Here is a 25,673-nt window from a genome sequence, read left to right as displayed (position 1 = left end):
TTGTCTGCGACAAGCATTGTCGAATCATGATGGGTCATCACCGATAAGCAGACATACACAACCTCTGATTAGCCCGCAAACAGTCATCAGAGACAAATAAGATTTCTCCCACGGTGACGCCCCACCCGATGGTGAAACCATCAATGTCAGCGAATGTATAAATCCTGACCGTCATTACGGCTTCGCTCCAGCGATCGGGCCGACGATGTTTGAACCGGACTGAGAAACCGGTTTTTTATCAACACCTACAAAAAACGACAGATTATTACGATCAATTAACAACAATAGCCTCGCCGCGCCGATTGACGATGTTGCACGCCCCCTTGTATTTCGCGCTCTCGCGTCACGCCGTCAGCACGATCGATTCCATTAGTCTCGATGCATTTAGTTTCACTGAAATTCATTCACAAAGCAGTCCAGGCAATGACTATTCTCATTATTGGCCGTGACAAGACACGACTGTCGATTTCCGGGCCAATGACTGGATCACACAGGCAATGCTTGCCGCTGGAGAGTTCATGAAGAGAACGCTACCTCGGTCACGCCGGATGGCGCTTGAACCCCGCCTGCTATTCGATGGGGCCGCAGCTTCGGCGGCGAACATGGTCGATACCGATCACGCCACGACTCAGAACGACGACCGGCAATCAGCGACGGATTCTGCGTCAAGCGCCCATGCCCATGCGCCTGCCAGCGGCGAGCGAGATAAGCGTCATCTCGTCGTGATCGATGCCCGCCTGGATACCCAGCAACGCCAGACCCTCACCGATAGTGCCAGGGCGTCCACGGAACTGGTGATCGTCGATCGCGGTCAGGACGGGGTCGATGTCATCACCGCCGCGCTGGCCGGACTGGATCGTATACAGAGCATCGAGATTTTCAGTCACGGCGCGTCGGGCCAGTTTCAACTGGGCAGCACGCGCATAGCTGCTGACACGCTGGGCGCGCTCGAGAGCCGGCTGGGTCAGTGGCGCGACGCATTGACCGTCGATGCCGACCTGCTGCTCTACGGCTGTCGCATCGGCGCGGATACCGCCGGCGTGGCCCTTGTCGATTCGCTGGCACAGGCAACGAGCGCCGATGTGGGCGCGTCCGATGACGATAGCGGGGAAACCCGGCTGGGCGGCGATTGGAAGCTGGAGGTTGCCAGCGGCGAGATCGATCAGCGCTCCGGGCTCGAGCTTTCCCGGCTCGCCGGCATGGACCGCCTGCTGGCCGATGCCGCTCCCCAAGTCACCCTCTCCTCGCCCGGCGACAGCGTGCCACTGGGTGAAGATTTCGATTTCACGGTCAACTTCGAAACCGCTTCCCGTCAGGAGGGATATGCGCCCTTCATCACACTGCTCGTGCCGACGACGGGCAAGGACGGCGCGGGTGTCGAGATCGACGATGGCATCACCGTCAATGCCGCCCGCTATCTCGGCGAGAGTCTCGCGCTCCAGCGCGTCACCTTCGATGCCGACGGCGAGGCGCAGCATCCGCTGGCCAGGGATACCAGCGGTGCCAGCCGGGTGATCCAGGCCGCAGACTACGGCTATCGCGCTGGCGACACGCTGGTGGCCATTTCGCTGCCGTTCGCCAGCGTGACGCAGGACCAACCCGCCATTGGTGTCAGCGTCAATGCGACGCTCAGCGATCTGGCCGATACGGCGGCGGTCAACGGGTCGCCGACTCTCGACATCACGGCCCTCGCCGGTTTCGAGCTGGGCAACGACGCGCTCGACAACCCTAGCGACGATCCCAGCCTGATCGGCATCGACGCCGCGGTATTCACCGTTTCCCCCACCGTCATCGCGGTCTCGCAGACGCTGGACATGAACGAGAACGAGACGGCTACCGGTGAGAACTTCATTCATGGTCTGACCACCACCATCCGGCCCGCGGGCGCCGGCACGCAGACACAGTCACTGACCGACGTGGTCGTCACCCAGCCGATACCGACCAACGTTCAGGTAATCGCCATCGACCCCGGCGCCGGCACGCTGAGCGCCATTACCCTGGCCAGTGGACGCGTGGTTACCGAGCAGACCGCGATCGATGCGCTGATCGCCAGGGACGATGTCTTCCTCACGGCCTATGAGGTCCGTTACGACACGCTGCAGGCAGAAGCCGCCAGCCGCGTCGACTTCTACGTGCCGGAGAGCGACGCCAACGGCAATCCGGTGCTGAACCCCACCACCGGTGACGACGTGACGATCACCTTCGACGCGCCGACGGGCTCAGGGGCATGGACGCCGAACGACCCCCGCGATCAGGATCCCGATAACGGCAATCAGATCGCCTTCGAGGGTGTCGGTGACACGATCGCCTTCGCTGCCAAGTCGATCACCCTGGCGAAGAGCGCCACGATTGCCCTCGATACCGGGAGCCGCGGATTGACCCCAGGCGATACGCTGGCGTATCGACTCGACGTGGCGCTCTCCGATTACTTCGCCTTCGGTAGCGATACACAGAATGACGGGCAGTTCAGCGTGACCGACACGCTGGGCAACGGTCAGGTGCTGGATACGACGGACGCACCTCCTTCGATGCGTGTGACCTTCGTCGGCGCGGATAGCGTTGATGTCGATCTGATTTATAACCAGACGACCAATGACGACGGCACCACGACCCTGGTGTTCGATATCGCCGCGTCGATGATGCAGGCCTCTCTCGACCAAGGGGGACTGGAGAGCGGGCTGGTAGGCGACGCCGCCTTCGACAACACCATTGAGGGCACCGCGACTTCCGCTGTCATCGTCTACAGCGCGCTGATCAGCCAGCGTTACGTCACCGAGGAGACCCACCCCGAGATCAATGAGGGCGATCGCCTGGGCAACGAGGCACGGGTCGAGGGTTCGATCCTGATCGATCCCAACAACCTCACCGGCGACAATCAGTCGGACGATTCGGCTACCCAACTCGAGATCCCCACCGGTAGGGTGGATATCGGCATCACCAGCGGCGAACCCGAACTCGTGCCGGGCGACGACGTCACCTTCACCCTGCGCTATGACCTGGTGACCGGCGATCACGAGAATCTGGAGCTGACCGCCTATCTGCCCCTGCCGCTGCTCGACGTGTCCGGCATCGATTGGGCCGAAGGCACTGGCCCCGGCAGCTGGCAGCTTGCCGCCGATAACACGCATCCCGGAGCCGTCGACCGTGTCGAGAGTCGTTCGGGCAACGCCGTGGTGTTCTCCTTTGCGGACTACGCCACCGATGATCTCGGCGGCAGCACGATCGCGGTGAGCTTCACCCTGACGGTCGGTGACCAGCCGTTCGCCGACAACCGTTCGCTGGACATCCTCGCGCAGTCTCGTCAGACCACGACGCTCGACAAGGACGTGCTGACCTCCCAGGCCGTGGTCCAGGTGCAGTCGGTCGTCGAGCCTGTGGTCTCGATCACCCATGGCGTCGTCAGCACGACCCAGGGCACCCTCACGGGCGCAGGCGCGGGCGGCAGTGTCAACTGGAATGCGCCGCTCACGGCCGGGGTGCCATTCACCGGCACCCTGACGGATCCCTCGGTCGCCGCCGGCGACGTGGCAGGCATCGACGCCGGCGACAGCCTGCGGCTGGTCACCGTGCTGGAGAATACCGGTGGCGGCGGCGCCTTCGACGTATCGACCTCGATAAGCCTGCCGGCGGATCTGGCCTTCACCAACGGTAGTCTGGCGCTCGCCAATCTCACGCTGACCCTCGGCGACGGTACCACCGAGCTGACCGAAGGCACCGATTACGAAGTCGACGGCAATACCATCACGCTGCTGGATGCCGACGGCCTTGCCACGCTGCGGGGCGGCCGCCCGGGCACCGCCAATGACAATAACGGCAACAACCTGATCGTTATCGCCTACGACGTGCAGGTTGCCAGCGCCGTGGCTGCCAGCCGGACGCTCGGCACCACGGCCACACTCAACCGCTACGCCAGCGTCGATAACGGCAGTGACTTCACGCCCATCGATCTGACGGATGACGCCAATCAGCAGGTGGCAGCGCCGGAAATTCGGATCGACTTCGCCGATGGCGGCCTGAGCGACGACGACTCCAGCGAAGCGCACACCACCGGTGCGGCGCTGGTCGTAGGCGAGACCATGACCTATGACATCGTGGTCACGCTGCCGGAAGGCACGACGCAGCGTCTCAGCGTCGACGATCTGATACCCGTGGGACTGACGCTGGACGCCAGCTTCAATGGCGGCACCGGCTACGAACTCATCACCACGGCGGCAGGCAGCGGCGCCATCGCCAACGACTTCGCCGGGGCGCTGACAGCCGGGACGTTCAATGCCGGCGATGGACGCCTCGCTTTCGACGTGAGCCGAGCCGACGACGATAACGTCACCGACAACAACCAATTCGTCATTCGCCTCCGCCTGGTCGCCACCAACACCCTCGGCAACCAGGCCGGCACCACGCATGTCCAGAGCGCCGCCCTGCGTTACACCGACATCGATGGCGACAGCGGCAACGACGACGCGGTGGAGCGGCAACTCTCCCTGAGCGGCAACCCCGTGACCACCACACTGGTCGAGCCCGCCGTCGCTATCGAACAGACGCTGGTCGTACCGTCCACGGCCGAGCTTGGCGTTGGCGTGGATGAAGGCGATGCCGTCACCTTTACGGTCACCCTGAGCAACACGTCCGGCGTCGATGCCTTCGGCCTGACCCTGAATAGCGAGCTGCCGGCGGCGTTGAATGGCACCGATATCGCGAGCGTTACCGGCACGGGGGCCGGTGATTTCGAGATCGTCGATGGCGCGCTGCAATCCGTCGACGGTGCCGATATCGATCTGGCGGATGGCGAGCGTATCGTCATCACCCTGACGGCGACCGTCGGCAGCAGCGCCGCCGACATCCCTCGCCTGACCAGCAATGCCGAGGTCCGCTGGACGAGTCTGGATGACGGCTCGAGCAGTCCGGCCAATGATGAGGGCGAGCGCACCGGCGCGGATGGCGCGTCGGATAGTGGCGTGCTCAACGACTACCAGCGCAGCGCCACGCTGGAGATCCCGGTCGCTCAGGCGCTGCGGCTGTCTCGCGTGGGCGGGCTCGACGATACGGCGGCAGCCGACCCCACCAGCGGGCCGAGCGAGGATGTCGCCGTCGGCGAAATCATTCGCTATCGCGTCGTCGCCCTCATTCCGGAAGGCGACATCGATAATTACCAGCTGACGATTCAGGTCGACGAAGGGCTGACGATCCCCCCGGAAGCCGCCAACCAGATTTTGATCGCCTTTATCGCCAACCAGGGCGGATTGAGCAGCGACCGGGAGACCGGTGCGAATAGCATCGATGGCAACGAGCGCTCTGTCGAAGCCGGCAATATCCCCGAGGATCTCGGTAACGGCCCGACCGGTGTACTGAATGCGGATCGCTACACGATCTCGGCTGACGGACGCATCCTGACCGTCGATCTCGGCAGGCTGAGCAACACCGACAGCGACGCCGACAAGGAAGGTCTGTCGCTGGAGTTCAACGTCCGCGTCGCGAACGTCGCCGGCAATATCGCCGGTCAGACACTCGCGCTGACCGTCACCGAAAGTCGCGATGGCGCCACGACCTCGAGCCAGACGCTCAGGGAACGCCTGGTCGAGCCGGGTTTCGACGGTCTAGACAAGCGTGTCATCGCGTTCGATCCCAATGCCGGGGCGGTCATGGGTAGCGCCACCGTCGATGTCAGCTTCACGCAGAATGGCAGCGCGCCGGCCTATGACGTCGTCTTCAGCGATAGCTTTGCGGACGGCGCCAATTACCGCGTCGACAGTGTGATCATCGATGGCCAGTCCTACGCGGCTAACTCGCTGCCGGAGGGCGTCATCCTGATCACGGATTCGAGTGTCGACCCCAACAGTGAGTCGGTCTCGATCGGCTTTGAACAGCTAGACCCCGACACTTCGGTCACGCTGACCTACAGCGTCGATGTCCCCAACGACAGCGTGATCAGCCCGGACGACTCGCAGGCCACCTTGACCTGGTCGAGTCTGCCGGAGGATTTTCAAAGCTTCGGCGGCACCGACGTGGGCACGACCGACGGGGCCGAAGAGGGTGAGCGCAATGGCGATGATGGCAGCGGCGGAAGCCCCAACGACTACATCCTGACCAGCGGCGCCGGCCTGGGCGTGATCTCGGGCACGCTGTGGAACGATACCCAAAACGCCAATGGCATTCAGGATGGTGACGAAGCCGGATTCGCGGGCCGCACGGTCACCCTGACCTGGGCCGGCAACGATGGCATTTTCGCCAACGCTGACGCCGCCCAATCTGACGACGAAAGCTTCACCGCCACCACCGACACGCTCGGCCAGTATCAGTTCGGCGTACTCCCCACTGGCCTTTACCGCATCACCAGCGCCGAGACATTCACCGATACCGGTCCGACCACCTCGGCCGGCGACGTGCGCGCCCGAACCGATAGCGACGGCGGCAACTACGGTGATGGCAGCCTCTCGTCCATCGAGATCAGCCTGACGGACGGTGACACCGACGACGCGGATATCGGTTATGTCGAACTCAATGACGCCCCGGTCAATAATCTGCCGGCCGACGCGCCCAGCGGCGACGAGGACACGCCCATCGCCATCGACGGGCTCTCGATCAGCGACCCGGATGCACGGGATGACGTCGATCAGATCGGCGCCAATGATCTGGAAGTCATACTGAACGTCACCCAGGGCACGCTGGCCATCGCCAACGCTGGCGGATCGCAGATATCGGGTAACAACAGCAACACCGTCACGCTCAGCGGCACCCTCGACGAGATCAATACGGCGCTCGCCAGCCTCAGCTACCTCGGCGATGCCAACGTCAATGGCAGCGATACACTCACTATCACTACCCATGACCACGGCAACTTCGGCGACAACCCCGATCGCCGCGAGGGAAACGGAATTCCCGGCGAGTCGCCGGAGGACGATCGGGTCGATATCGACACGCTCACCCTCACCCTCAATGCGGTCAACGATGCACCCGTGGCCAACGACGATAACGCCATCGCCGTCGAGGCCGGCGGCACCGGCAACAATATCCCTGGGGTCAACCCCAATGGGTTTGTCCTGAATAACGACGCTGATGTCGATATCGCCACCAATGGTGACACGCTGCGCGTCAGCCAGGCGGGCATCGACGCCGGCCGTCTCGAGCTCGTCGACGCCAACCCGGCAATACCGCTCGACGTCAGCGGCAGTTACGGCACGCTGGTGATCGGCAGCGATGGCTTCGCGCAGTACCGCGTCGATAACGATAACGCCGACGTTCAGGCGCTGAGAACGGCATCCGACACGCTACAGGAGACCTTCGCCTACGAAATCACCGATGAAGGCGGCCTCACATCGACCGCCACCATCACGGTCACGATCACGGGGGCCAACGACACCCCGCTCGGCGTGGACGATAACGGCACCGCCGTGGAAGCCGGCGGTGTCGATAACGTCGCCGGCGGGCGGGACGCCACCGGCAACGCGCTCGACAACGACACCGATGTGGATCAAGCCGGCGAAACCCGAAACGTCAGCGGCATTCGTCTGGGTAATGCCGATACGTCGGGTGCCTTCGACACGGTGGATGACGACACCGACAGCGCCAGCGGCGCCGTGATCGCCGGTGACTACGGCACGCTGACGATCGGAGCCGACGGCAGCTATCGCTATCAGATCGACGATGACAATACCGATGTGCAGCGTCTGGGCGCGGGCGATTCACTGTCGGAAACCTTCAGCTATCGCGTCACGGACGTTGGCGGGTTGCGCGGCGTCGCCAATCTGGTGATGACGATCGAAGGCAAGCAGGACACCCCCGTGGCGACCGACAACGAGACCTCGGCTCAGGCGCCATCCACGGATGCCGCCACGCCCGGGCAAGCCGGCACCGGCAACGTGATCACTGACGATGACGGTAACGGCGTCGACAGCGATGTCGACGCCATCGATCGCCCCAACACCGCACTCAGCGTGACGGGCATTCGCAGCGGCAGCGAAACCGACGGCGGCAGCCTGGTCGACGTCGCCCCCGGCTCCCGCATCGCAAGCGATGCCACCGTGATCGCCGGGCGCTACGGCACGCTGTCGCTCGGGGCCGACGGCAGCTATCGCTACGACGTCAACGGCAGTGATCCCGCCGTTCAGCGGCTGGCGGCCGGCGAAACGCTCAGCGAGACGTTCACCTATCGCGTCGTCGATAGTGCCGGCAATCCGGACCTGGCGCAGCTCGAGGTGACGGTAACCGGGGCCAACGACCCGCCCACGACCGGCGACGACAGCGCCACCGCCATCGAAGCGGGCGGTGCCGATAACGCCAGACCGGGTCGGGAGGCCACAGGGAACGTGCTCGACGACGATCGAGACGTCGACGGCCAGCCACTGGCGATCAGTGGCTTTGCTCAGGGTGCTGATGATACGGAGGCCCAAGCCAACCCTGGCGACACCCTGGTCGGTCTCCACGGTACGCTGACCCTTGGCGCCGACGGTGACTTTACCTATGTCGTCGATGATGACGACTCGGCCGTGCAGGCACTGCGAACGTCCTCCGACACGCTGACGGACGTCTTCACCTACACCGCCATTGACACGCTCGGTAGTGCCAGCGGCGCCACCCTGACGATCACCATCGAGGGGCGTAACGACGCCCCGGTCGCCACCGACGACAGCGCCACGGCGCTCGAAGCCGGCGGCACCAACAACACCGACGCAGGCCAGAATGGCAGCGGCAACGTGCTGGACACCGACCGCGACGTCGACGCTGGCGACACACGCCGGGTCGTCGGCGTGCGCACCGGGGCAGAAGGCGACGGCAGCGGCTTCGTCACGCTCGCCGGCACACGGGTCGTTCAGGGCGACTACGGGGCACTGACCCTAAGCGCCAATGGCAGTTTCACCTATCGCATCGACAACGATCTTGCCGCCGTGCAGGCGCTGGCACCGGGTGAGTCGCTGAGCGAAGCCTTCACCTATCAGATGGCCGACACCGCCGGCGCTCGCGATACCGCGCAGCTCACGCTGACGATCGAGGGCGCCTGGGACGCCCCTATCGCTTCCGATGACAGCGCGCTGGCGGTGGCGGATACGCCGATCAACCCGACCCCCGGTCGCGATCCTTCCGGCAACCTGCTCGACAACGACCGCGACGACGATAACGGTGACACCCTGGTGGTGGATGGTGTACGCGCCGGCGCCTACGCAGACGGCGCGGTCGTCTCCAATCTGGCGGCAGGCCGGGTCGAGGTCGTCGGCACCTATGGCACGCTGACGGTCGCCGCCGACGGCCGCTATACCTACGTGGTCGACGACGCGGCGATCACCGCGCTCGGCCCGATCGACTTCGTGGCCGACGACTTCACCTACACTGCCCGGGATCGCGGCAACCTGACCGATGCGGCCCTGCTGACGATCACCATTCGCGGGCGCAACGACGCCCCTGTGGCCAGTGACGATGGCGCCACGGCCATCGAGGCGGGTGGCCGCGACAATGTCATCCCTGGCCGCCCGGCGACCGGCAACGTGATGGATAACGACAGCGACCCGGACGACATCGGCTTCCCGGGGGCGCTGGGGCCCAATCTCCGGGTTATCGCGATCCGTACCGGCGGCGCTGACGATAGCGGTGAAGACGGCTCGCTCGGTGGTGGACTCGACGGACAGTACGGCCGCCTGCTGATGAACGAAGACGGCAGCTATCGCTACGACATCGACGATGACGCTCCCGACGTTCAGGCGCTGCGACAACGCGGCCAGACGCTGACCGACGTCTTCACCTACACCCTCAACGACCGCTGGGGCGCGACGGCCAGCGCCGAGCTGATCCTCACGCTGGAGGGTCGCAACGATAGCCCGGAGGCGAGTGACGACGTGGCGATCGCCGTGGAAGCCGGCGGTGTCACCAACGCCACGTCCGGCCTGGACCCGACCGGCAACGTTCTCACCAATGACACCGACGTGGACGGTACGGTCTACGGCGAGACGCGGACGATCGCCAGCGTCGCCCTGGCCGAGAGCTCGACGGCCGTCCGGGCCGGTGAGGCGCTACGCGGCCGCTACGGCACGCTGACGCTAACCCCCGATGGCCGCTACGACTACGTGGTCGACAACACCAATGCCGAGGTTCAGGCGTTGCGAACGGCCGGCGAGACGCTCACCGAACGCTTCGACTATGTGATGCGGGATCGTGCCGGGGAAACCGATAGCGCCCGCCTGACAGTCGTCATCCAGGGCGCCGACGACGCGCCCATGGCCGTCGATGACAGCAATCTGGCCACGGACCAGACGCCGTCACCGCAGGCGATCGGCAACGTCTTACCCAATGACAGCGACGTGGATGCCAACGACCGCGTGCGTGTCATCGACGTGCGCGCGGCGGACAGCGATAGCGCCCGCCCGCCCGGCGACACCCTGCCGGGCCAGTACGGCATGCTGACCCTGACGGCCGACGGCCGCTACGAATACGCCATCGATCTTTCCAACACCGAGGTGCTTAGGGCAGCCGGCCGCGGACCAATCCTGACCGATATTTTCGTCTACCGGATCGCCGATACGGCGGGCGCCATCGCCTCGGCGAATCTCAGTATCGCGCTGGAGATCTCGGCGCCCTATCTCCCCCTCGTCGAGGAGGGGGCAGGCCCCTACGCCAGCATCCCGCCACCGCCGCCCGACCTCGGCAGCCAGCTCTCGGCGGTCGATCCTGCCGTCTTCGTGACGCCGGTCGTCGAGCAGAGCAGTGTCGAGAGTGCGGGCTATCTGCAGATCTCCGACGGTACGCAGCCTTGGCTGGTGAGCTCGGTGGAGATTCGCACGCTCTCGCTGCGGGAGCGTCTGCAGGCAGTGCCCGGCCAGTTCATCGGCGAAAGCCTCGAGCTCAGTCGAAGCTTCGTCGAGCAGGATCGCCTGCTGCTGCTGGGTCGCCACGGTCGTACCGACCTGACCGCCGACGGGCTGTTGCCGGACCCTTCGCTGTTCGCCGCCACTCGACTCGGGCTCTCCACGGGTGAAGTCAGCGGCGGTGAGCCGCCAGACGATGACGACGATTTCGGTGACGACGGCGCCTCTGGCACCGACGACGCCACTGGCAGTGACGACACCTCCGGCGGCGATGCCTCCGCAGACGATGACGGCACGACGCGCCGCGATGCCGCCCTGGACACCATCGACGCTTCACTCCCCGACTCGAAGAGGCAGGCGGCTGTCACGGTCGCCAGCAGCTTCCGCCAGCAGCTCATGGCCGCGCATCAGCGCCACGCTTCTCTCGCGATGGCGTCCGCTTTCGAATCACGGCAAAAGGACAACGCATGACTCGATCGCACCTGACGGTTGTCACCGCGACGCTAGCCGCCACCCTGGCGTTGAGTGCCTGCTCCAGCCTGGAATCTCGCCCCTATAGCGAAGCGGAGGTTCGCCAGCGAGCGATCGCCGATCAGGCGCAGATGTATCGAAACCAGGAACCGATCCGTCAGCCAATCACCTTCTATCAAGCCGCCGCCCGCGCCCTGAAGTACAACCTCGACTACCGACTGAAGCTGATGGAGCGCGCGCTGGCATCGAACCTTCAGGATGTCTCCCGTCACGCGTTGCTGCCACAGCTGGTGGCCGATGCGGGTTACCGCGACCGCAGCAATGACGCCGGCGGCACGTCCATCGGGATCGAGGACGGCGAAGAGAGCCTGCGAGCCTCGACTTCGGAAGAGCGTTATCGAACCACCGCCGGTCTCGGCCTGAGCTGGAGCCTGCTGGACTTCGGGCTGGCCTACTACGAGAACCAGCAGAGGGCCGATCAGCGACTGATGGCGGAGGAGCGCCGCCGCAAGGTGGCGCAGAACGTGCTCAGAGACGTGCGGAACGCCTACTGGCGAGCGTTGGCAGCACAGCGATTGATCCCGCAGTTGAACACGCTGCTGGCGCGTACCGAGATCGCGCTCGATGCCGCTCGCCAGGCTCAGCGACAGGGCCTGCTGCCGCGCCAGGAGGTACTCGCCTACCAGCGCGCGCTGCTCGACTCCACCACGCTGCTGACCGCGCGTCGACAGGACCTGGAGCTTGCGCAGACCGAACTGGCGGCCTTGATGTCGCTACCGCCCGGCACCCGGATGACGCTGGCCGACGAGCCGCACCACGATCTGCCACCGACGGTGGTCGATGTCGAATACCTGGAAATGCTGGCGCTGCAGCACCGTCCGGAGATCATGGAAGAGTGGTATCGCAAGCGCGTCAACGAACTCGACCTGGAAGCCGCCAAGGCGCGCCTCTGGCCGAACATCACGCTGAGTGCCGGTGTCGAGTACGACTCCAATGACTATCTCTACAACAACGACTGGGCACAGAGCGGGGTCAATGTCTCTCTCAATCTGCTGAGACTGCTGCAGTATCCCGATCTCAATCGCGCCCAGACGACACAGGCAGCCGTCGACGATCTGCGCCGCACCGCGCTGTCGATGGCGGTGTTGACCCAGGTGCGTGTCGGCGCCCTGCGCTACCACCTGGCACAGGAGGAGCTGGACTATGCCGACCAGAGCCTGACCGTCGATCAGGACCTGCTCGCGTATGCGAGGGCCGCGGCGACCAGCGCGATCGGCTCCGAACTCGAGGTGATTCGTGCCGAAAGCCGCTACCTGCTCTCCGAGTATCAGCGAGAAGCCGCCTACTCCCGCGCCCAGGCCGCCTGGGGGAGGCTGTTCAACTCCATCGGGCTCGACGTGCTGCCCGCGACCGTCGAACAGTACGACATCGACGCGCTGGCCCTGGAGATCGAGCAGATGATGACCATGCACCAGAACGAAGCCGCGCTGACGCTGCCGCCGCCGGTCCGGCGACCCTCCGAACTCGATCGGGCTCCCCAGGCCGGGGCGCCGTTCCAGACGCCCTCGTCGACTCGCCGGTCTCGCCCCGAGCCGCTACGGGAGCCGGCCGATGCCTTCTGATCGAATCGCGACGCCGCGCGCCCTGTGGTCAGGCGCCTTCGCCACTCTGCTGCTGAGCGGTGCTGTCGCACAGGGTCAGGAACCCCTTCGCCAAGACGCCCTCTCCGAGTATCGCTTGAGAGCGCTGCTCACCCCCCAGCTCGAGGCGACCCTCTCGAGTCGAATGGAGGGCACTCTGGAAACGCTGCCCGTCTCGCTGGGGGACGCCGTTGCCGAAGGCGACGTGTTGGCACGCTTCGACTGCCGAGTCGAGCAGGCCAGAGTCAACGTCGCCAGTACTGAACGCGCGGTGGCGAGGCTCAATGCCGACGCCAAGCGCAATCTGCGAGCACTCGACGCCGTCGGCGATCTGGAGGTGGCCCTGGCCGCCGCCGAGGTCGACAAGGCGGAGAGCTCGCTGAGCCTCGCCGCCGCCCAGCGTGATCGCTGCACGCTGGTAGCCCCCTTTACGGGGCGCATCGCCAAGGTGCACGTCAAACCCTTCCAGACCCTCGGGCCGGGCACGGCGCTGGTCGACCTGATCGGCGACGGGGCGTTGAAGCTCAGGCTGAGCGCGCCCTCCGAGCTGCTGCCACGGCTGGCGACCGGCCAGGCGCTGTCGGTGCGCGTCAACGAAACGGGCAAACGCTATCCGGCGACGCTGAGCGCGATCAGCGCGCGTATTGATGCGGTCGCCCAGACCGTCGAGCTGGAAGCCACGCTTGACTCGCCCCACGCCGAGCTCATGGCCGGCATGACCGGGCGTGCGTCGCTCAACGACGCCGACGATACGTCGGCGGATCGGTCGTCCACGGCGCATCACGCCGATGACGCCACCGCGGCCGGTATCGCCACCCGGTCGTCCGAGTAGCCGATGAGCGCCAGTGAGGCACCGACCCCGCCCTCGCTCATCGCCGCGGTCACCGAACTGCGCGATCGCGCGATGGCCGCGTCGACGCTGGCGGGTCTGGGATTCTCGATTGCCAATGATCCCTATCCGCTGCTGCGCTTTCGGCAGGCGCTGGTACTTGTCCCCAACGGCGCGTCGTCGACCGTGCTGTGTGTCTCCGGGTTGGCGACACCGCAGGAACAGACGCCCTATCTCAACTGGCTGAAGACGGTCACGCGCTGGCTGGATCAGACTCTCGAGGAGAGCACGCCACGCGTCCTCACCCGCCACCAGACCACGCCACCGGATGACATCGCGCAGGGGTGGCAGCAGTGGTGGCCCGGCGTCGTCTGGTGCGTGCCGCTTCACGACTCGCGCGGCGAACGTCGCGCAATCGCACTCTTTCTGCTCGATCAGCCGCCGCCGCAGGCCATTCAAGCGCAGATGACCGGGCTCGCATTCACCTGGGCCTATTGCTGGCAGGCGCTGGCACCGCGTCGCCACGGGAGAAAGCCTTCACGCAGGCGTATGGGCTGGCTGATCGTCGGCCTGCTGGGGTTGGCGATGTTCCTGCCGATCCGTCAGTCGGCACTGGCGCCCGCGCAGATCATCTCCCGCGAGGCCGTGGTGGTGACCAGCCCGCTGGACGGCATCGTGGCGGCGATGCTGGTCCGACCCAACCAGGCGGTGACGGCGGGCACCCCACTGCTGCGCCTGGATACGACACGCCTCGAGAGCCAGGCAGCGGTCCTCGAACAGCAGCTCAAGGTCGCCGAAGCCGAACTCGATGCCGCCGGCAGTCTGGCCTTCGACGATCGCACCAGCCTGGCCGAGATGACGCGCCTGCGCGGCCAACGTGATCAGCGTCAGGCGGAGCTCGACGCGGTCAAGGCCGAGCTGGCGCGAACGCTCGTGCGCGCTCCCCGCGATGGCGTCGCCGTCTACCGGAGTGTCGACGAGTGGCAGGGGCGCCCGGTCACGACCGGCGAACGTATCCTGCGACTGGCCGATCCCGCCCGGCCGCAGATGGAGCTTCAGCTGGCCGTTGCCGACGCCATTGCCCTCGAGCCCGGTGCCGAGGTGACACTGTTTCTCACGGCCTATCCGCTGTCGCCCCTCCACGGTGTCATCGAGGAGACAAGCTATCAGGCCAGGCCGGACGACAACGGCATTGCCGCCTATCGTCTGCTGGGCTCCATAGCCGAGGGGGCCAAACAGGCCAGGCTGGGCCTGCACGGCACGGCCAAGGTTTACGGCGAGGATGTCAGTCTCGGCTATTACCTGATACGACGTCCGCTGTCGGCCCTGCGCGCCTGGACGGGCTGGTGAGCGCCGGCATGACAGTCTGGACGCCAACGCCGCCCGGCGGCGTGCCGTCCGATGCCTCTACCGCTGCGGCGTCCGCAGATCTCGACCCACGGCGACACAACCGCGTGCCGCCGCTGCGCGATGACCTGCAGCTGGTCGACGCCGGGCAGGACCGCACCGGCGAGCCGATCTGGTCGATCGAGGACCCTGTCGTCAATCGCTTCTATCGCATCGGTTGGCTGGAGTTCGAATGCCTGCTGCGCTGGGGCGAGTCCCCCGAGAAAATCTGCGCGCAGATCACCGCGCAAACGGCGCTTTCCCCCGATGTCGAGCAGGTGATCGAGCTGCTGGAGTTCCTGGCCCGCCATCAGCTACTGCGGCCCGACCGCAAACGGATCGACGAGCTGATCGCCCATGCCGAACGCGGCTCCCCCCGGGCCAGCCCGACGTGGTGGCTGCACCACTATCTCTTCTTCCGCCTACCATTGGTCCGTCCGCAGCGCGGGCTGCAGCGCCTCGCTCGCTTCACGCCGTGGCTGTTTACCCGCACCTGCGTGGCGCTGGTGCTGGCGCTGTCACTCGCCGGCTTGCTGATGGTGCTACAGCGCTGGGATCGGTTTACCCATTCGGTGGTGGAGGCGTTCTCCTTCTCGGGGCTGGTCAGCTTTGCCTGCGCGCTGGTCATCGCAAAGTCTCTGCACGAGCTCGGGCACGCGCTGGTGGCAACCCGCCTGGGGGTCAAGGTGGCCCACATGGGCGTGGCATTCATCGTGCTGTGGCCGATGCTGTACACCGACACCGGCGAAAGCTGGCGGCTAAAGGAAAGCCGTCAGCGTCTGGCGATCTCGTCGGCCGGGATTCTGACCGAGTTGGGGCTGGCAGGACTGGCGACGCTCGGCTGGGTCATCACGGCGCCGGGCGCCATCAACAGCGCACTACTCTACCTGGCCACCACCAGCTGGATACTCTCGCTGGCCCTCAACGCCAGCCCGTTCATGCGCTTCGACGGCTATTTCATCCTCACCGATCTGCTCGACTTCCCCAATCTCCACGAACGTGCCGGCGGCCAGGCCCGCACCTGGCTACGGCGACGTCTTCTCGGTCTGGACGAAAGCTGGCCCGAGGCGTTTTCCCGTCGCCGACGTGCAGCGCTGGTGAGCTTTGCCTTTCTGACCTGGCTCTATCGGCTCGTTCTGTTTCTCGGTATCGCCATCGCGGTCTATCTTCTGTTCTTCAAGGCGCTGGGCATCGTGCTTTTCTGCGTCGAGGTTGCATGGTTCATCATCCTGCCGATCACGCGTGAACTCTCGCACTGGTGGTCTCGCCGCCAGGCCGTTTCCCGCCGATATCGTCTGGGGTGGGGACTGGTGACGCTGACCCTGATCGTGCTGGCCTGCACGCCCTGGCGAACCAGCGTGAGCGGACCCGGGATGATCCGTGCGGAGCGGGAAATCACCTTCTACGCGCCCTTTCCGGCTCGCCTGGAGCAGCGCGCCCCCGACGGCCCGGTCAGCCGCTCGGCGCCGCTGATTCAGATGACACAGCCGGATATCCAGCGCGACCTGGCGGCGCAGCAGGCGCATCTGCTCACGCTCGATGCCGAGCTTGCCGGGCTGCTCGACAATCCACAGCGTCTCGCCATCGATAGCGCCACGCGGGCCAGGCGGACGCTGGGAACCCGTAACGCCGAGGCGGCGCAGCAGGAGATCACTCGGCTCACACTTTCCGCCCCTTTCGCCGGACGATGGCAACGCCTCACCACGGAGCTGGCCCAGGGACAGTGGGTGAATTCGCAAGCGCCTCTCGGCGTGCTGCTGGATCCGACGCACTGGATCGTCGAGGCGTATATCGATCAGGACGAGATTCATCGCCTCTCGCTCGGCAGTCCGGCCCGTTTCTTCGTCGAGGGCCAGACGACCCCTCTCGAGGGCGAGATTATCGATATCGCACCGACCCGCAGCATCCGGCTGGAGCAGCCCATGCTGGCGAATCGTCATGGCGGGCCGCTGACGCTATCGGACAGCGCTGGCGGCAACCCGGACGCGCTGCATCTGGAACAGCCGCTGTTCGCGGTGAAGGTGCGCCTGGATTCCCCCTGGCACGAGTCGCGACAGGCGCGCGGCAGTCTGCATGTCGATGCCGAGCGCGAGAGCCTTGTGAGCCAGCTCGGCACCTGGCTGGCGGCGATAGTCATCCGTGAAAGCGGTTTCTGAACGGCGCACCGACAGTGCCACCCACGAAAACGCCCGCCCCGGCAGCGCCGGGGCGGGCGATCTTTTCATCACCAGCGATCCTTTCATCACCAGCGGCCTTTGTATCGCACGCGGCCTTGCCGCGCGCGCGGCCGGGCAAGCCGCTTAGCCGAGGCGAACCTTGGCCTGGAAAGCCGCTCGCGGCCGGCGCGACTCAGTCTTCGAGCCATTCGGTGTGGAAGGTGCCCTCCTGGTCGACACGCTTGTAGGTGTGGGCGCCGAAGAAGTCACGCTGAGCCTGGATCAGGTTGGCGGGAAGCGTCTCGCTGCGGTAGCTGTCGTAGTAGGCGATCGCCGAAGAGAACGTCGGCACCGGAATGCCGTTCTGGACCGCGTGGGCGATCACGTCGCGCAGCGCCTGCTGATAGTTGGCGGCGATCTCGCTGAAGTGCGGTGCCATCAGCAGGTTCTTGAGCTCGGGATTCTCCTGATAGGCGTCGGTGATCTCCTGCAGGAAACGCGCGCGGATGATGCAGCCGGCGCGGAAGAGCTTGGCCACCTCGCCGTAGTCGAGCCCCCAGCCGAAGTGGTCGGAGGCGGCGCGCATCTGGGCGAAGCCCTGGGCGTAGGAGGCGATCTTGCTGAAGAACAGCGCCTTGCGCACCTTCTCGATGAACTCGCCGCGATCCCCTGCCAGCGGCGTCTCCGCCGGGCCCTTGAGTACCTTGGCGGCTTCGACACGCTCGTCCTTGAGTGACGAGATGAAGCGTGCGAAGACGGACTCGGTGATCAGCGGCAGCGGCACGCCGAGATCCAGCGCGCTCTTGCTGGTCCACTTGCCGGTGCCCTTCTGGCCGGCGGAATCGAGGATGATATCGACGACATCGTTGTCGCTGCGATCGTCCTTCTTGGTGAAGATCCGGGCGGTGATGTCGATCAGGTAGCTGTCGAGCTCGCCCTGATTCCACTCGCCGAAGACCTCCGCCAGCTCGGCATTCGACAGGCCGAGCGAGCCCTTGAGGATCGAATAGGCCTCGCTGATCAGCTGCATGTCGCCGTATTCGATGCCGTTGTGGACCATCTTGACGTAGTGGCCGGCACCGTCGGGGCCGACGTAGGCGACGCAGGGCTCGCCGTCGTCGGCGCGGGCGGCGATCTTCTCGAGGATCGGCGCGACCATGTCATACGCCTCCTTCTGGCCGCCGGGCATGATCGACGGCCCCTTCAGCGCGCCCTCCTCGCCACCGGACACGCCGGTGCCGATGAAGTTGAAGCCCTCTTCGGAAAGCTCCTTGTTGCGGCGGATGGTGTCCTCGAACGGGGTGTTGCCGCCGTCGATGAGGATGTCGCCCTTGTCCAGATGCGGCTTGAGCGAGGCGATGGTCTTGTCGGTGGCATCACCGGCCTTGACCATCAGCAGAATGCGCCGCGGCGTTTCCAGCGAGGCGACGAACTCCTCCACGCTGTAGAACGGCACGAGCTTGCTCTCCGGATTCTCCGCCATCACCTCGTCGGTCTTCTCCGACGAGCGGTTGAAGATCGACACGGTATAGTCGCGGCTTTCGATGTTGAGCGCGAGATTGCGCCCCATGACGGCCATGCCGACGACGCCGATTTGCTGCTGGGCCATTGCTGGTGCTCCTTGCCGATAAAGCCGCCGCTGGCGATGACTGGCCGCACGGCGGGGCTAGAGATGACGAAAGTTCGATGACGGTCATCGGTTGACGTCAGTGTAAGTCAGTCACGCCGATAGTCCGACCCATGCCGGGCTATCGATGCGATCGGTAGGCTTGATGCCCTCGGGACGATTAGTGCGCTTCGTCCCAATTGCTGCCGCTTTCGGCCTCGACGATGAGAGGCACGTCGAGCGCGGCGGCGTTCTCCATGCGCTGACGAATCGCGGGAATGAACGCCTCGACCTGGCTCTCCTTCACTTCGAAGACCAGTTCGTCGTGGACCTGCATCACCATCCAGGCGTCGAACGCCGCCTCGCCGTCGGCGGGGTTCAGCCAGTGGTGCACGTCGATCATGGCGAGCTTGATGATGTCGGCGGCGGTGCCCTGCATCGGCGCGTTGATCGCGGTGCGCTCGGCGGCCTGCCGGCGGGCGTGGTTCTGCGCCTTGATCTCCGGCAGGTAGAGGCGCCGACCGAAGACGGTCTCGACGAAGCCATCCTCGCCGGCCTGGGCGCGGGTATCGTCCATGAACCTGGCGACACCCGGGTAGCGGTCGAAATAGCGGTCGATGTAGGTCTGCGCCTGATTGCGCTCGATGTGCAGCTGTTTGCCCAGCCCCCAGGCGCTCATGCCGTAGATCAGGCCGAAGTTGATCGCCTTGGCGCTGCGGCGCTGATCGGTGGTGACTTTTTCGAGCGAGACGCCGAACACCTCCGCGGCGGTGGCAGCGTGGATGTCGAGATCGTTGGCAAAGGCGTCGAGCAGGCCCTTGTCGTTGGAGAGGTGCGCCATGATGCGCAGCTCGATCTGCGAATAGTCGGCGGCGACGATGCGATACCCTTCGCGGGCGACGAACGCCTGGCGGATCTTGCGCCCCTCCTCGGTACGGATGGGGATGTTCTGCAGGTTGGGATCGGATGAGGAGAGCCGTCCCGTCGCCGTTACCGCCTGATGGTAGCTCGTGTGCAGCCGCCCGGTCGCCTTGTTGACCAGCCGGGGCAGCTTGTCGGTATAGGTCGACTTCAGTTTGGTCAGGCCGCGGTGGGTCATGATCAGCTTGGGCAGCGGGTAATCCAGCGCCAGCTCCTCGAGCACCGCCTCGGCGGTGGAGGGCGCGCCCTTGGGGGTCTTCTTGATCACCGGAATCTTCTGCTCGTCGAACAGGATCTCGGCGAGCTGCTTGGGGGAGCCCAGGTTGAACTCGCGCCCGGCAAGCTCGAAGGCTTCCCGCTCGAGCTCGTGGATGCGCCCCTCGAGCGCCTGGCTCTGGGCGTGCAGGCGGTTGGCGTCCAGCGCCACGCCGCCGCGTTCCATATGCGAGAGCACCGGAATCAGCGGCCGCTCGAGGGTATCGAGCACTTGCGCCAGCCGGCCCGCCTCCTCGAGGCGCGGGCGCAGTTCGGTGTGCAGCCGCAGCGTGATGTCGACGTCCTCGCAGGCGTATGGCACCGCCTCTTCCAGCGCAATCTGATTGAAGGTGAGCTGCTTGGCGCCCTTGCCGGCAATCTCCTCGAAGCTGATGGTCTTCTCGCCGAGATACTTCAGCGCCAGCGAGTCCATGTCGTGACGCGTGACGGTGGAGTTCAGCACGTAGGACTCGAGCATGGTGTCGGTCAGGGCACCGGCAACCCGAATGTCGTAGCGCGCCAGCACCGAAATGTCGTACTTGAGGTTCTGGCCGATCTTGCCGATGGCGGGGTCTTCGAGCAGCGGCTTGAGCGAGGCGAGCACGGCATCGCGGTCGAGCTGGGCGGGGGCATCGAGATAGTCGTGACCCACGGGGATGTAGGCCGCTTCATGGGCCGCCAGCGAGAGGCCGATACCGACGATCTCCGCCTCCATGTAGTTGAGGCTCGTCGTCTCCAGGTCGAAGCAGAACGCCTCGCTCGCGGCCAGCCGCTCGCGCCAGGCGTCGAGGTCGGCCTGGGTCAGCAGGGTGTGGTCGGTGCGCTCGGGCTTGGCCGGCGCCGGCTCTTCGTCGATGTCGGCCTGCGCCAACGCATCGCCGGCTTTGACGTCGTCGACGCCCTCGTCCTTGCCCTCGAGCAGCTCGTTCAGCCAGTTCTTGAACTCGAGTCGCTGGTAAAGGGACTTGAGCGCCTCGCGATCCGGTGCCGCCAGATGCAGCTCATCGAGCCCCACCGGCAGCTCGCAGTCGGTCTTGATCGTCGCCAGTTGATAGGAGAGATAGGCCTGCTCGCGGTTGGCCTCCAGCTTCTTGGGCATCGTCTTGGCGCCCCGAAAGCTCAACGTCGTGACGCGGTCGAGATCGGCGTAGATGGTGTCCAGCCCGCCGTTCATGCCCTGCAGCAACCCCAGCGCGGTCTTCTCTCCCACGCCAGGCACGCCGGGGATGTTATCGACCTTGTCGCCCATCAGCGCCAGATAGTCGATGATCAGCGCGGGCGGAATGCCGAACTTCTCCTCGACGCCGGCGACATCGAGGGTTTCGCCCTTCATGGTGTTGACCAGCGTGATGTGCTGGTTGACCAGCTGCGCCATGTCCTTGTCACCGGTGGAGATCACCGCATCGCGACCGGACTCGGTGGCCAGCCGGGCCAGCGTGCCGATGACGTCGTCGGCTTCCACGCCTTCGATGCACAGAAGCGGCAGGCCGAGCGCCTTGACGCACGCGTGCAGCGGCTCGACCTGCGGGCGCAGCTCGTCCGGCATCGGCGGGCGGTGGGCCTTGTACTCGGCGAAGATCTCGTCGCGAAAGGTCTTGCCCTTGGCGTCGAAGACCACCGCCATGGGGCTTTGTGGATACTGCTTGATCAGGCTCTTGAGCATCGAGAGCACGCCGCGCACCGCGCCGGTGGGCTCACCGTCGGCAGTGGAGAGCGGCGGCAGCGCGTGAAAGGCGCGATAGAGGTAGGACGATCCGTCGACGAGGACGATGGGGGCATCTGCCATGAGCTCGGGCATCCGTGGCTGGCTTTTCGATGCGCTCATGATACGCAAGGCGTCGCTCGGCGTCAGGGCGAGCCACGCGCTAGAATCGAGGACGGGACTCGCAAGGAGATCGACCATGCATCGACCGTCACCGTTTTGCCGACAGCGCCGCCGGGGGCAGGCCGCCGCGTCGGTGATCGTCACGTTCGCCACGCTGAGCGTTTTCGCGCTGCCGGCACAGGCCCAGTCGTCGTCACAGTCTGGGCCGACGCCCGAGGTCATGACCGTCCAGGAGGCGGGCCAGACGCTTAAGGAGTACCGCGTCGACGGCAAGCTCTACGCGATTCGCATCATCCCGGCGGATGGGCCCGCCTATTTTCTGCTCGATGCCACCGGCGGCGGTAACTTCGAACGCGTCGATCAGGCGCGCGTGGCCGTGCCGGACTGGGTTCGCGCCGATTGATGTCTGCGACCTATCCCATGCCGGCGACAGGCCCCTCCCTGAAGACCGGGAAAGCGCCGGGGTAGCGGCGGCGGTGGGAGAGCGCCCGCCGAGTCGCTACAATGCGGGCTTTCCGCTCTGCAGATACGAGTTCCCATGGCCGTATTCACTCCCCTGAACGCCGCTCAGGTCACCCCTTTTCTCGACGAGTTCGCCATCGGCGACCTGGTGACGCTCGAAGGCGTGGCCCACGGCACCGAGAACAGCACGTTTTTCGTCACCACCGATCAGGGCGAGTGGGTGCTCACGCTGTTCGAGCAGGGAGAGTTCGAGGACCTGCCGTTCTTCGTCGACCTGCTGGACTACCTGGCAGCGGCGGACCTGCCGGTGCCGGGGCCGATCCACGACCGCCAGGGCGTGGCGCTGAAGCGCCTCGCCGGACGCCCCGCCCTGCTCTTCCCGCGGATGCCGGGTCGCCACCCGAGCGCGCCCAACCTGGCGCAGTGCGAAGCCCTCGGCGACGCCTTCGGGCGGATGCACAAGGTCGCGAGCGACTTTACCGGCACGCGGCCCAATCCGCGGGATCTCGGCTACCTTCAGCGTCGCCATCCCGAAGTCCTGGCGTCTCTGAGCGCTGACGATCAGGCCTTGATGCGCGAAGAGATCACGCACTACGCCGAGGTGTTCGCCGACGCCGAGCTCCCGCAGGGAGCGATCCACGGTGATCTCTTCCGCGACAACACGCTGTATGACGGCGACCGTCTCGGCGGGATCATCGACTTCTACAATGGCTGCACCGGCGATCTGCTGTTCGATCTGGCGATCGTGATCAACGACTGGACCAGCGACGACGACGGCGAGATCGACGAGGCGCGCTATCAGGCGATTCTCACAGCGTATCTCGCCCACCGCCCGCTGACCGAGACCGAGCGAGACCTGTGGCCGAGCATGCTGCGCATGACCGCGCTGCGCTACTGGCTCTCCCGGCTGCTGGTGATCCACGTCGATCCGCCGGCCCACGACATCACGCCCCACGACCCGGCACGCTTTCGCACCCTGCTTGGCTGTCGCCGCGAGGGACGCATTCCGCCGCTGCCCGCCGCCGCCGGCTAACCCCCGGCGTGTCTGCCGATGGCGCCGGGCCCAACCGGCAGCGCCATCGGCGTCTCGTGCCGCACCGCCGCCCTCGAGCGGCCTGCCACGTATTAGTCATCCTGGATTGGCGGTAGTCGCAGCGGGGCTGCCCCTGCATAATGCGCGCCATTGCGCCCCGGCCTTTGGCCTGCACGACGCCGGGTTACCACCGCCGGTCGACCGGAGAGTGCCATGACGAATTCTTCCCCCGCCGCCGAGGCACGCCGTACCTACAACATCGACCAGTGGGGCAGCGGCTATTTCGACGTCGACGATCAGGGCCGCACGCTGGTGCGTCCGCTCGGTAGCGAAACGCCCGGCCCGAGCCTGGTACTCGACACGCTGGTGGATCGCCTGCGCGAGGCCGGCCTGCGCCTGCCGGTGCTGGTGCGTTTCATCGACATCCTCCATGACCGGGTCGAGCAGCTCTGCATGGCGTTCGACCAGGCGATGCGTGAAGAGCAGTACCGCGGCAGCTACACCGCCGTCTATCCGATCAAGGTCAACCAGCAGCGCCGGGTGGTCGAGGAGATTCTGGCGACCCAGGAGCGCGGCCATGGCCGGGTGGGGCTGGAGGCCGGCAGCAAGCCGGAGCTGATGGCGGTGCTGGCGCTCTCCGGGGACGGTCCGTCGGTGATCATCTGCAACGGCTACAAGGATCGCGAGTACATCCGCCTGGCGCTGATGGGCGAGAAGCTCGGCCACAAGGTCTATCTGGTGGTGGAGAAGTACTCGGAGCTGTCGCTGATCCTCGAGGAGTCGGCGAACCTCAACGTCACCCCGCGCATCGGCGTGCGTGCCCGGCTCTCTTCCGTCGGCAAGGGCAAGTGGCAGGACACCGGCGGCGAGAAGTCCAAGTTCGGTCTTACCGCCGGTCAGATTCTGACCATCGTCGAGCGTCTGCGTGACGCCGATGCGCTGGGCAGCCTGCAGCTGGTTCACTTCCACCTCGGCTCGCAGATCGCCAACATTCGAGACATCCAGCGGGGACTGCGCGAGTGCGCCCGCTTCTATCACAGCCTGCGCGCTGTCGGCGCGCCGGTGGACACCGTCGACGTCGGCGGTGGCCTGGGTGTGGACTACGAAGGCACCCGCTCACGCAGCTTCTGCTCGATCAACTACTCGATGCGCGAGTATGCCAGCAACGTGGTGTGGGCGTTTCGCCAGATCTGCGACACCCACGATCTGCCTCACCCGCGAATCATCTCCGAATCCGGTCGCGCCCTGACCGCCCACCATGCCGTGCTGGTGACCAACGTGATCGGCGAGGAGCGTCTGAGCCATCAGGTGCCGGAACGCCGCGCCGAAGGCGACGCCAATGTCGACGAGCTGTGGCGCGTTCACGATCGGCTCGAAGGCATGCGCGAGCCGCGGGATCTGGTCGAGGCCTACCACGACGTGGTGCAGGCGGTGGGCGAGCTGCAGGATCACTTCGTGCTCGGCCTAGTGGACATCCAGACCCGCGCCGAGGGGGAATCGGTCTACTTCGCCGCCTGCCAGCGACTGCTGGAGCGGCTCGACAACCGTAACCGTGCCCACCGCGAGATCGCCGACGAACTGGCCGAGAAGCTGGCCGACAAGCTGTTCGTCAACTTCTCGCTGTTCCAGTCGCTGCCGGACGTCTGGGGGATCGATCAGGTCTTCCCGGTGCTGCCGCTGACGGGGCTCGAACGTCCGCCGACGCGTCGCGGCGTGATTCAGGACATCACCTGCGACTCCGACGGCCGGATCGACCTCTACGTGGATGGCCAGGGGCTCGAGAGCACGCTGCCGCTGCCGGAGTGGGAAGACGACGACGACAAGCTGCTGGGGCTTTTCCTGGTCGGCGCCTATCAGGAAATTCTGGGCGACCTGCACAACCTGTTCGGCGATACCGACTCGGTCGACGTGGCACTCGACGCCAACGGCGACTGGCAGCTCTCTCACGTGCAACAGGGCGACGCGGTCGCCGATGTCCTGGGCTACGTCAACTTCGACGCCGAGGCGCTCAAGCAACAGCTCACCCAGCAGCTGATCGCCAGCTCCCTCAGCGCCGAAGAGCGCGTGCAGTTCGTCGAGGAGCTTTCCGCGGGGCTGAGCGGCTACACCTATCTCGAGTGATTCGCCGTTAGGCGGTCGCACCGAGGTCTATTCCTTCATTAGGTCCGGTTGAAGGTATGGGATCATCCCGACGGGCCCGGCATGACTGCGGTCTGTCGATGTCATTTTGATTTGCATCCTAATGACTTATCATGGGCGCTTTACAATTCTTTTCGCAAGGAGCAAGGGGCATGGTTTC

The 25,673-nt window shown here is 65.5% G+C and carries 10 protein-coding genes; 8 read left to right on the top strand and 2 right to left on the bottom strand.

The genetic code is table 11. The annotated features are described in order from the left end of the window. The first annotated feature begins 518 nt into the window (after window positions 1–518). The 5 genes from DOM41_RS05695 to DOM41_RS05675 are packed head-to-tail and all read left to right on the top strand — an operon-like array spanning window position 519 to window position 17,272. Window positions 519–11,261 (top strand): VCBS domain-containing protein, encoded by a 10,743-nt coding sequence (locus DOM41_RS05695; protein ID WP_188112365.1) that lies wholly within the window; start codon window positions 519–521, stop codon window positions 11,259–11,261. Further along, entirely contained in the window at window positions 11,258–12,883 is a 1,626-nt protein-coding gene (locus DOM41_RS05690) for a TolC family protein (RefSeq protein WP_110685883.1), read from the top strand. The genes DOM41_RS05695 and DOM41_RS05690 overlap by 4 nt, the downstream gene beginning before the upstream one ends. Continuing rightward, the gene (locus DOM41_RS05685) at window positions 12,873–13,733 is read left to right on the top strand and encodes an efflux RND transporter periplasmic adaptor subunit (protein WP_110685882.1); all 861 of its coding nucleotides are present in this window, start codon (window positions 12,873–12,875) and stop codon (window positions 13,731–13,733) included. The genes DOM41_RS05690 and DOM41_RS05685 overlap by 11 nt, the downstream gene beginning before the upstream one ends. A gap of 3 nt (window positions 13,734–13,736) precedes the next feature. After that, a complete protein-coding gene (locus DOM41_RS05680) occupies window positions 13,737–15,080 on the top strand; it encodes an efflux RND transporter periplasmic adaptor subunit (protein WP_110685881.1) in 1,344 nt (447 codons plus the stop codon). A gap of 8 nt (window positions 15,081–15,088) precedes the next feature. After that, window positions 15,089–17,272: a site-2 protease family protein gene (locus DOM41_RS05675; protein WP_110686619.1), complete on the top strand. Its 2,184-nt coding sequence runs from the start codon at window positions 15,089–15,091 to the stop codon at window positions 17,270–17,272. Between the two features lie 193 nt (window positions 17,273–17,465). On the opposite strand, the gene gndA is transcribed toward DOM41_RS05675, so the two are convergent. Continuing rightward, window positions 17,466–18,881 (bottom strand): NADP-dependent phosphogluconate dehydrogenase, encoded by a 1,416-nt coding sequence (gene gndA, locus DOM41_RS05670; protein ID WP_110685880.1) that lies wholly within the window; start codon window positions 18,879–18,881, stop codon window positions 17,466–17,468. 178 nt (window positions 18,882–19,059) lie between these two features. Continuing rightward, window positions 19,060–21,840, bottom strand: coding sequence for a DNA polymerase I (gene polA / locus DOM41_RS05665; protein ID WP_110686618.1), 2,781 nt, complete (start codon window positions 21,838–21,840; stop codon window positions 19,060–19,062). A gap of 115 nt (window positions 21,841–21,955) precedes the next feature. Here polA and DOM41_RS05660 point away from each other — a divergent pair, with 115 nt between their 5' ends. The 3 genes from DOM41_RS05660 (at window position 21,956) to speA (ending at window position 25,495) form a co-directional block, all read left to right on the top strand. After that, window positions 21,956–22,282, top strand: coding sequence for a DUF2782 domain-containing protein (locus DOM41_RS05660; protein ID WP_110685879.1), 327 nt, complete (start codon window positions 21,956–21,958; stop codon window positions 22,280–22,282). 135 nt (window positions 22,283–22,417) lie between these two features. Further along, window positions 22,418–23,374: a homoserine kinase gene (locus tag DOM41_RS05655; RefSeq protein ID WP_110685878.1), complete on the top strand. Its 957-nt coding sequence runs from the start codon at window positions 22,418–22,420 to the stop codon at window positions 23,372–23,374. 213 nt (window positions 23,375–23,587) lie between these two features. Continuing rightward, window positions 23,588–25,495, top strand: coding sequence for a biosynthetic arginine decarboxylase (gene speA, locus DOM41_RS05650; RefSeq protein ID WP_110685877.1), 1,908 nt, complete (start codon window positions 23,588–23,590; stop codon window positions 25,493–25,495). Window positions 25,496–25,673: the final 178 nt, after the last annotated feature.

The sequence above is a fragment of the Salinicola aestuarinus genome (assembly GCF_003206645.1).
GTDB classification, from domain to species: domain Bacteria; phylum Pseudomonadota; class Gammaproteobacteria; order Pseudomonadales; family Halomonadaceae; genus Salinicola; species Salinicola aestuarinus.
Note: the sequence above shows the minus strand (reverse complement) of the source record. Positions and strands in the feature narration are given on the sequence as shown.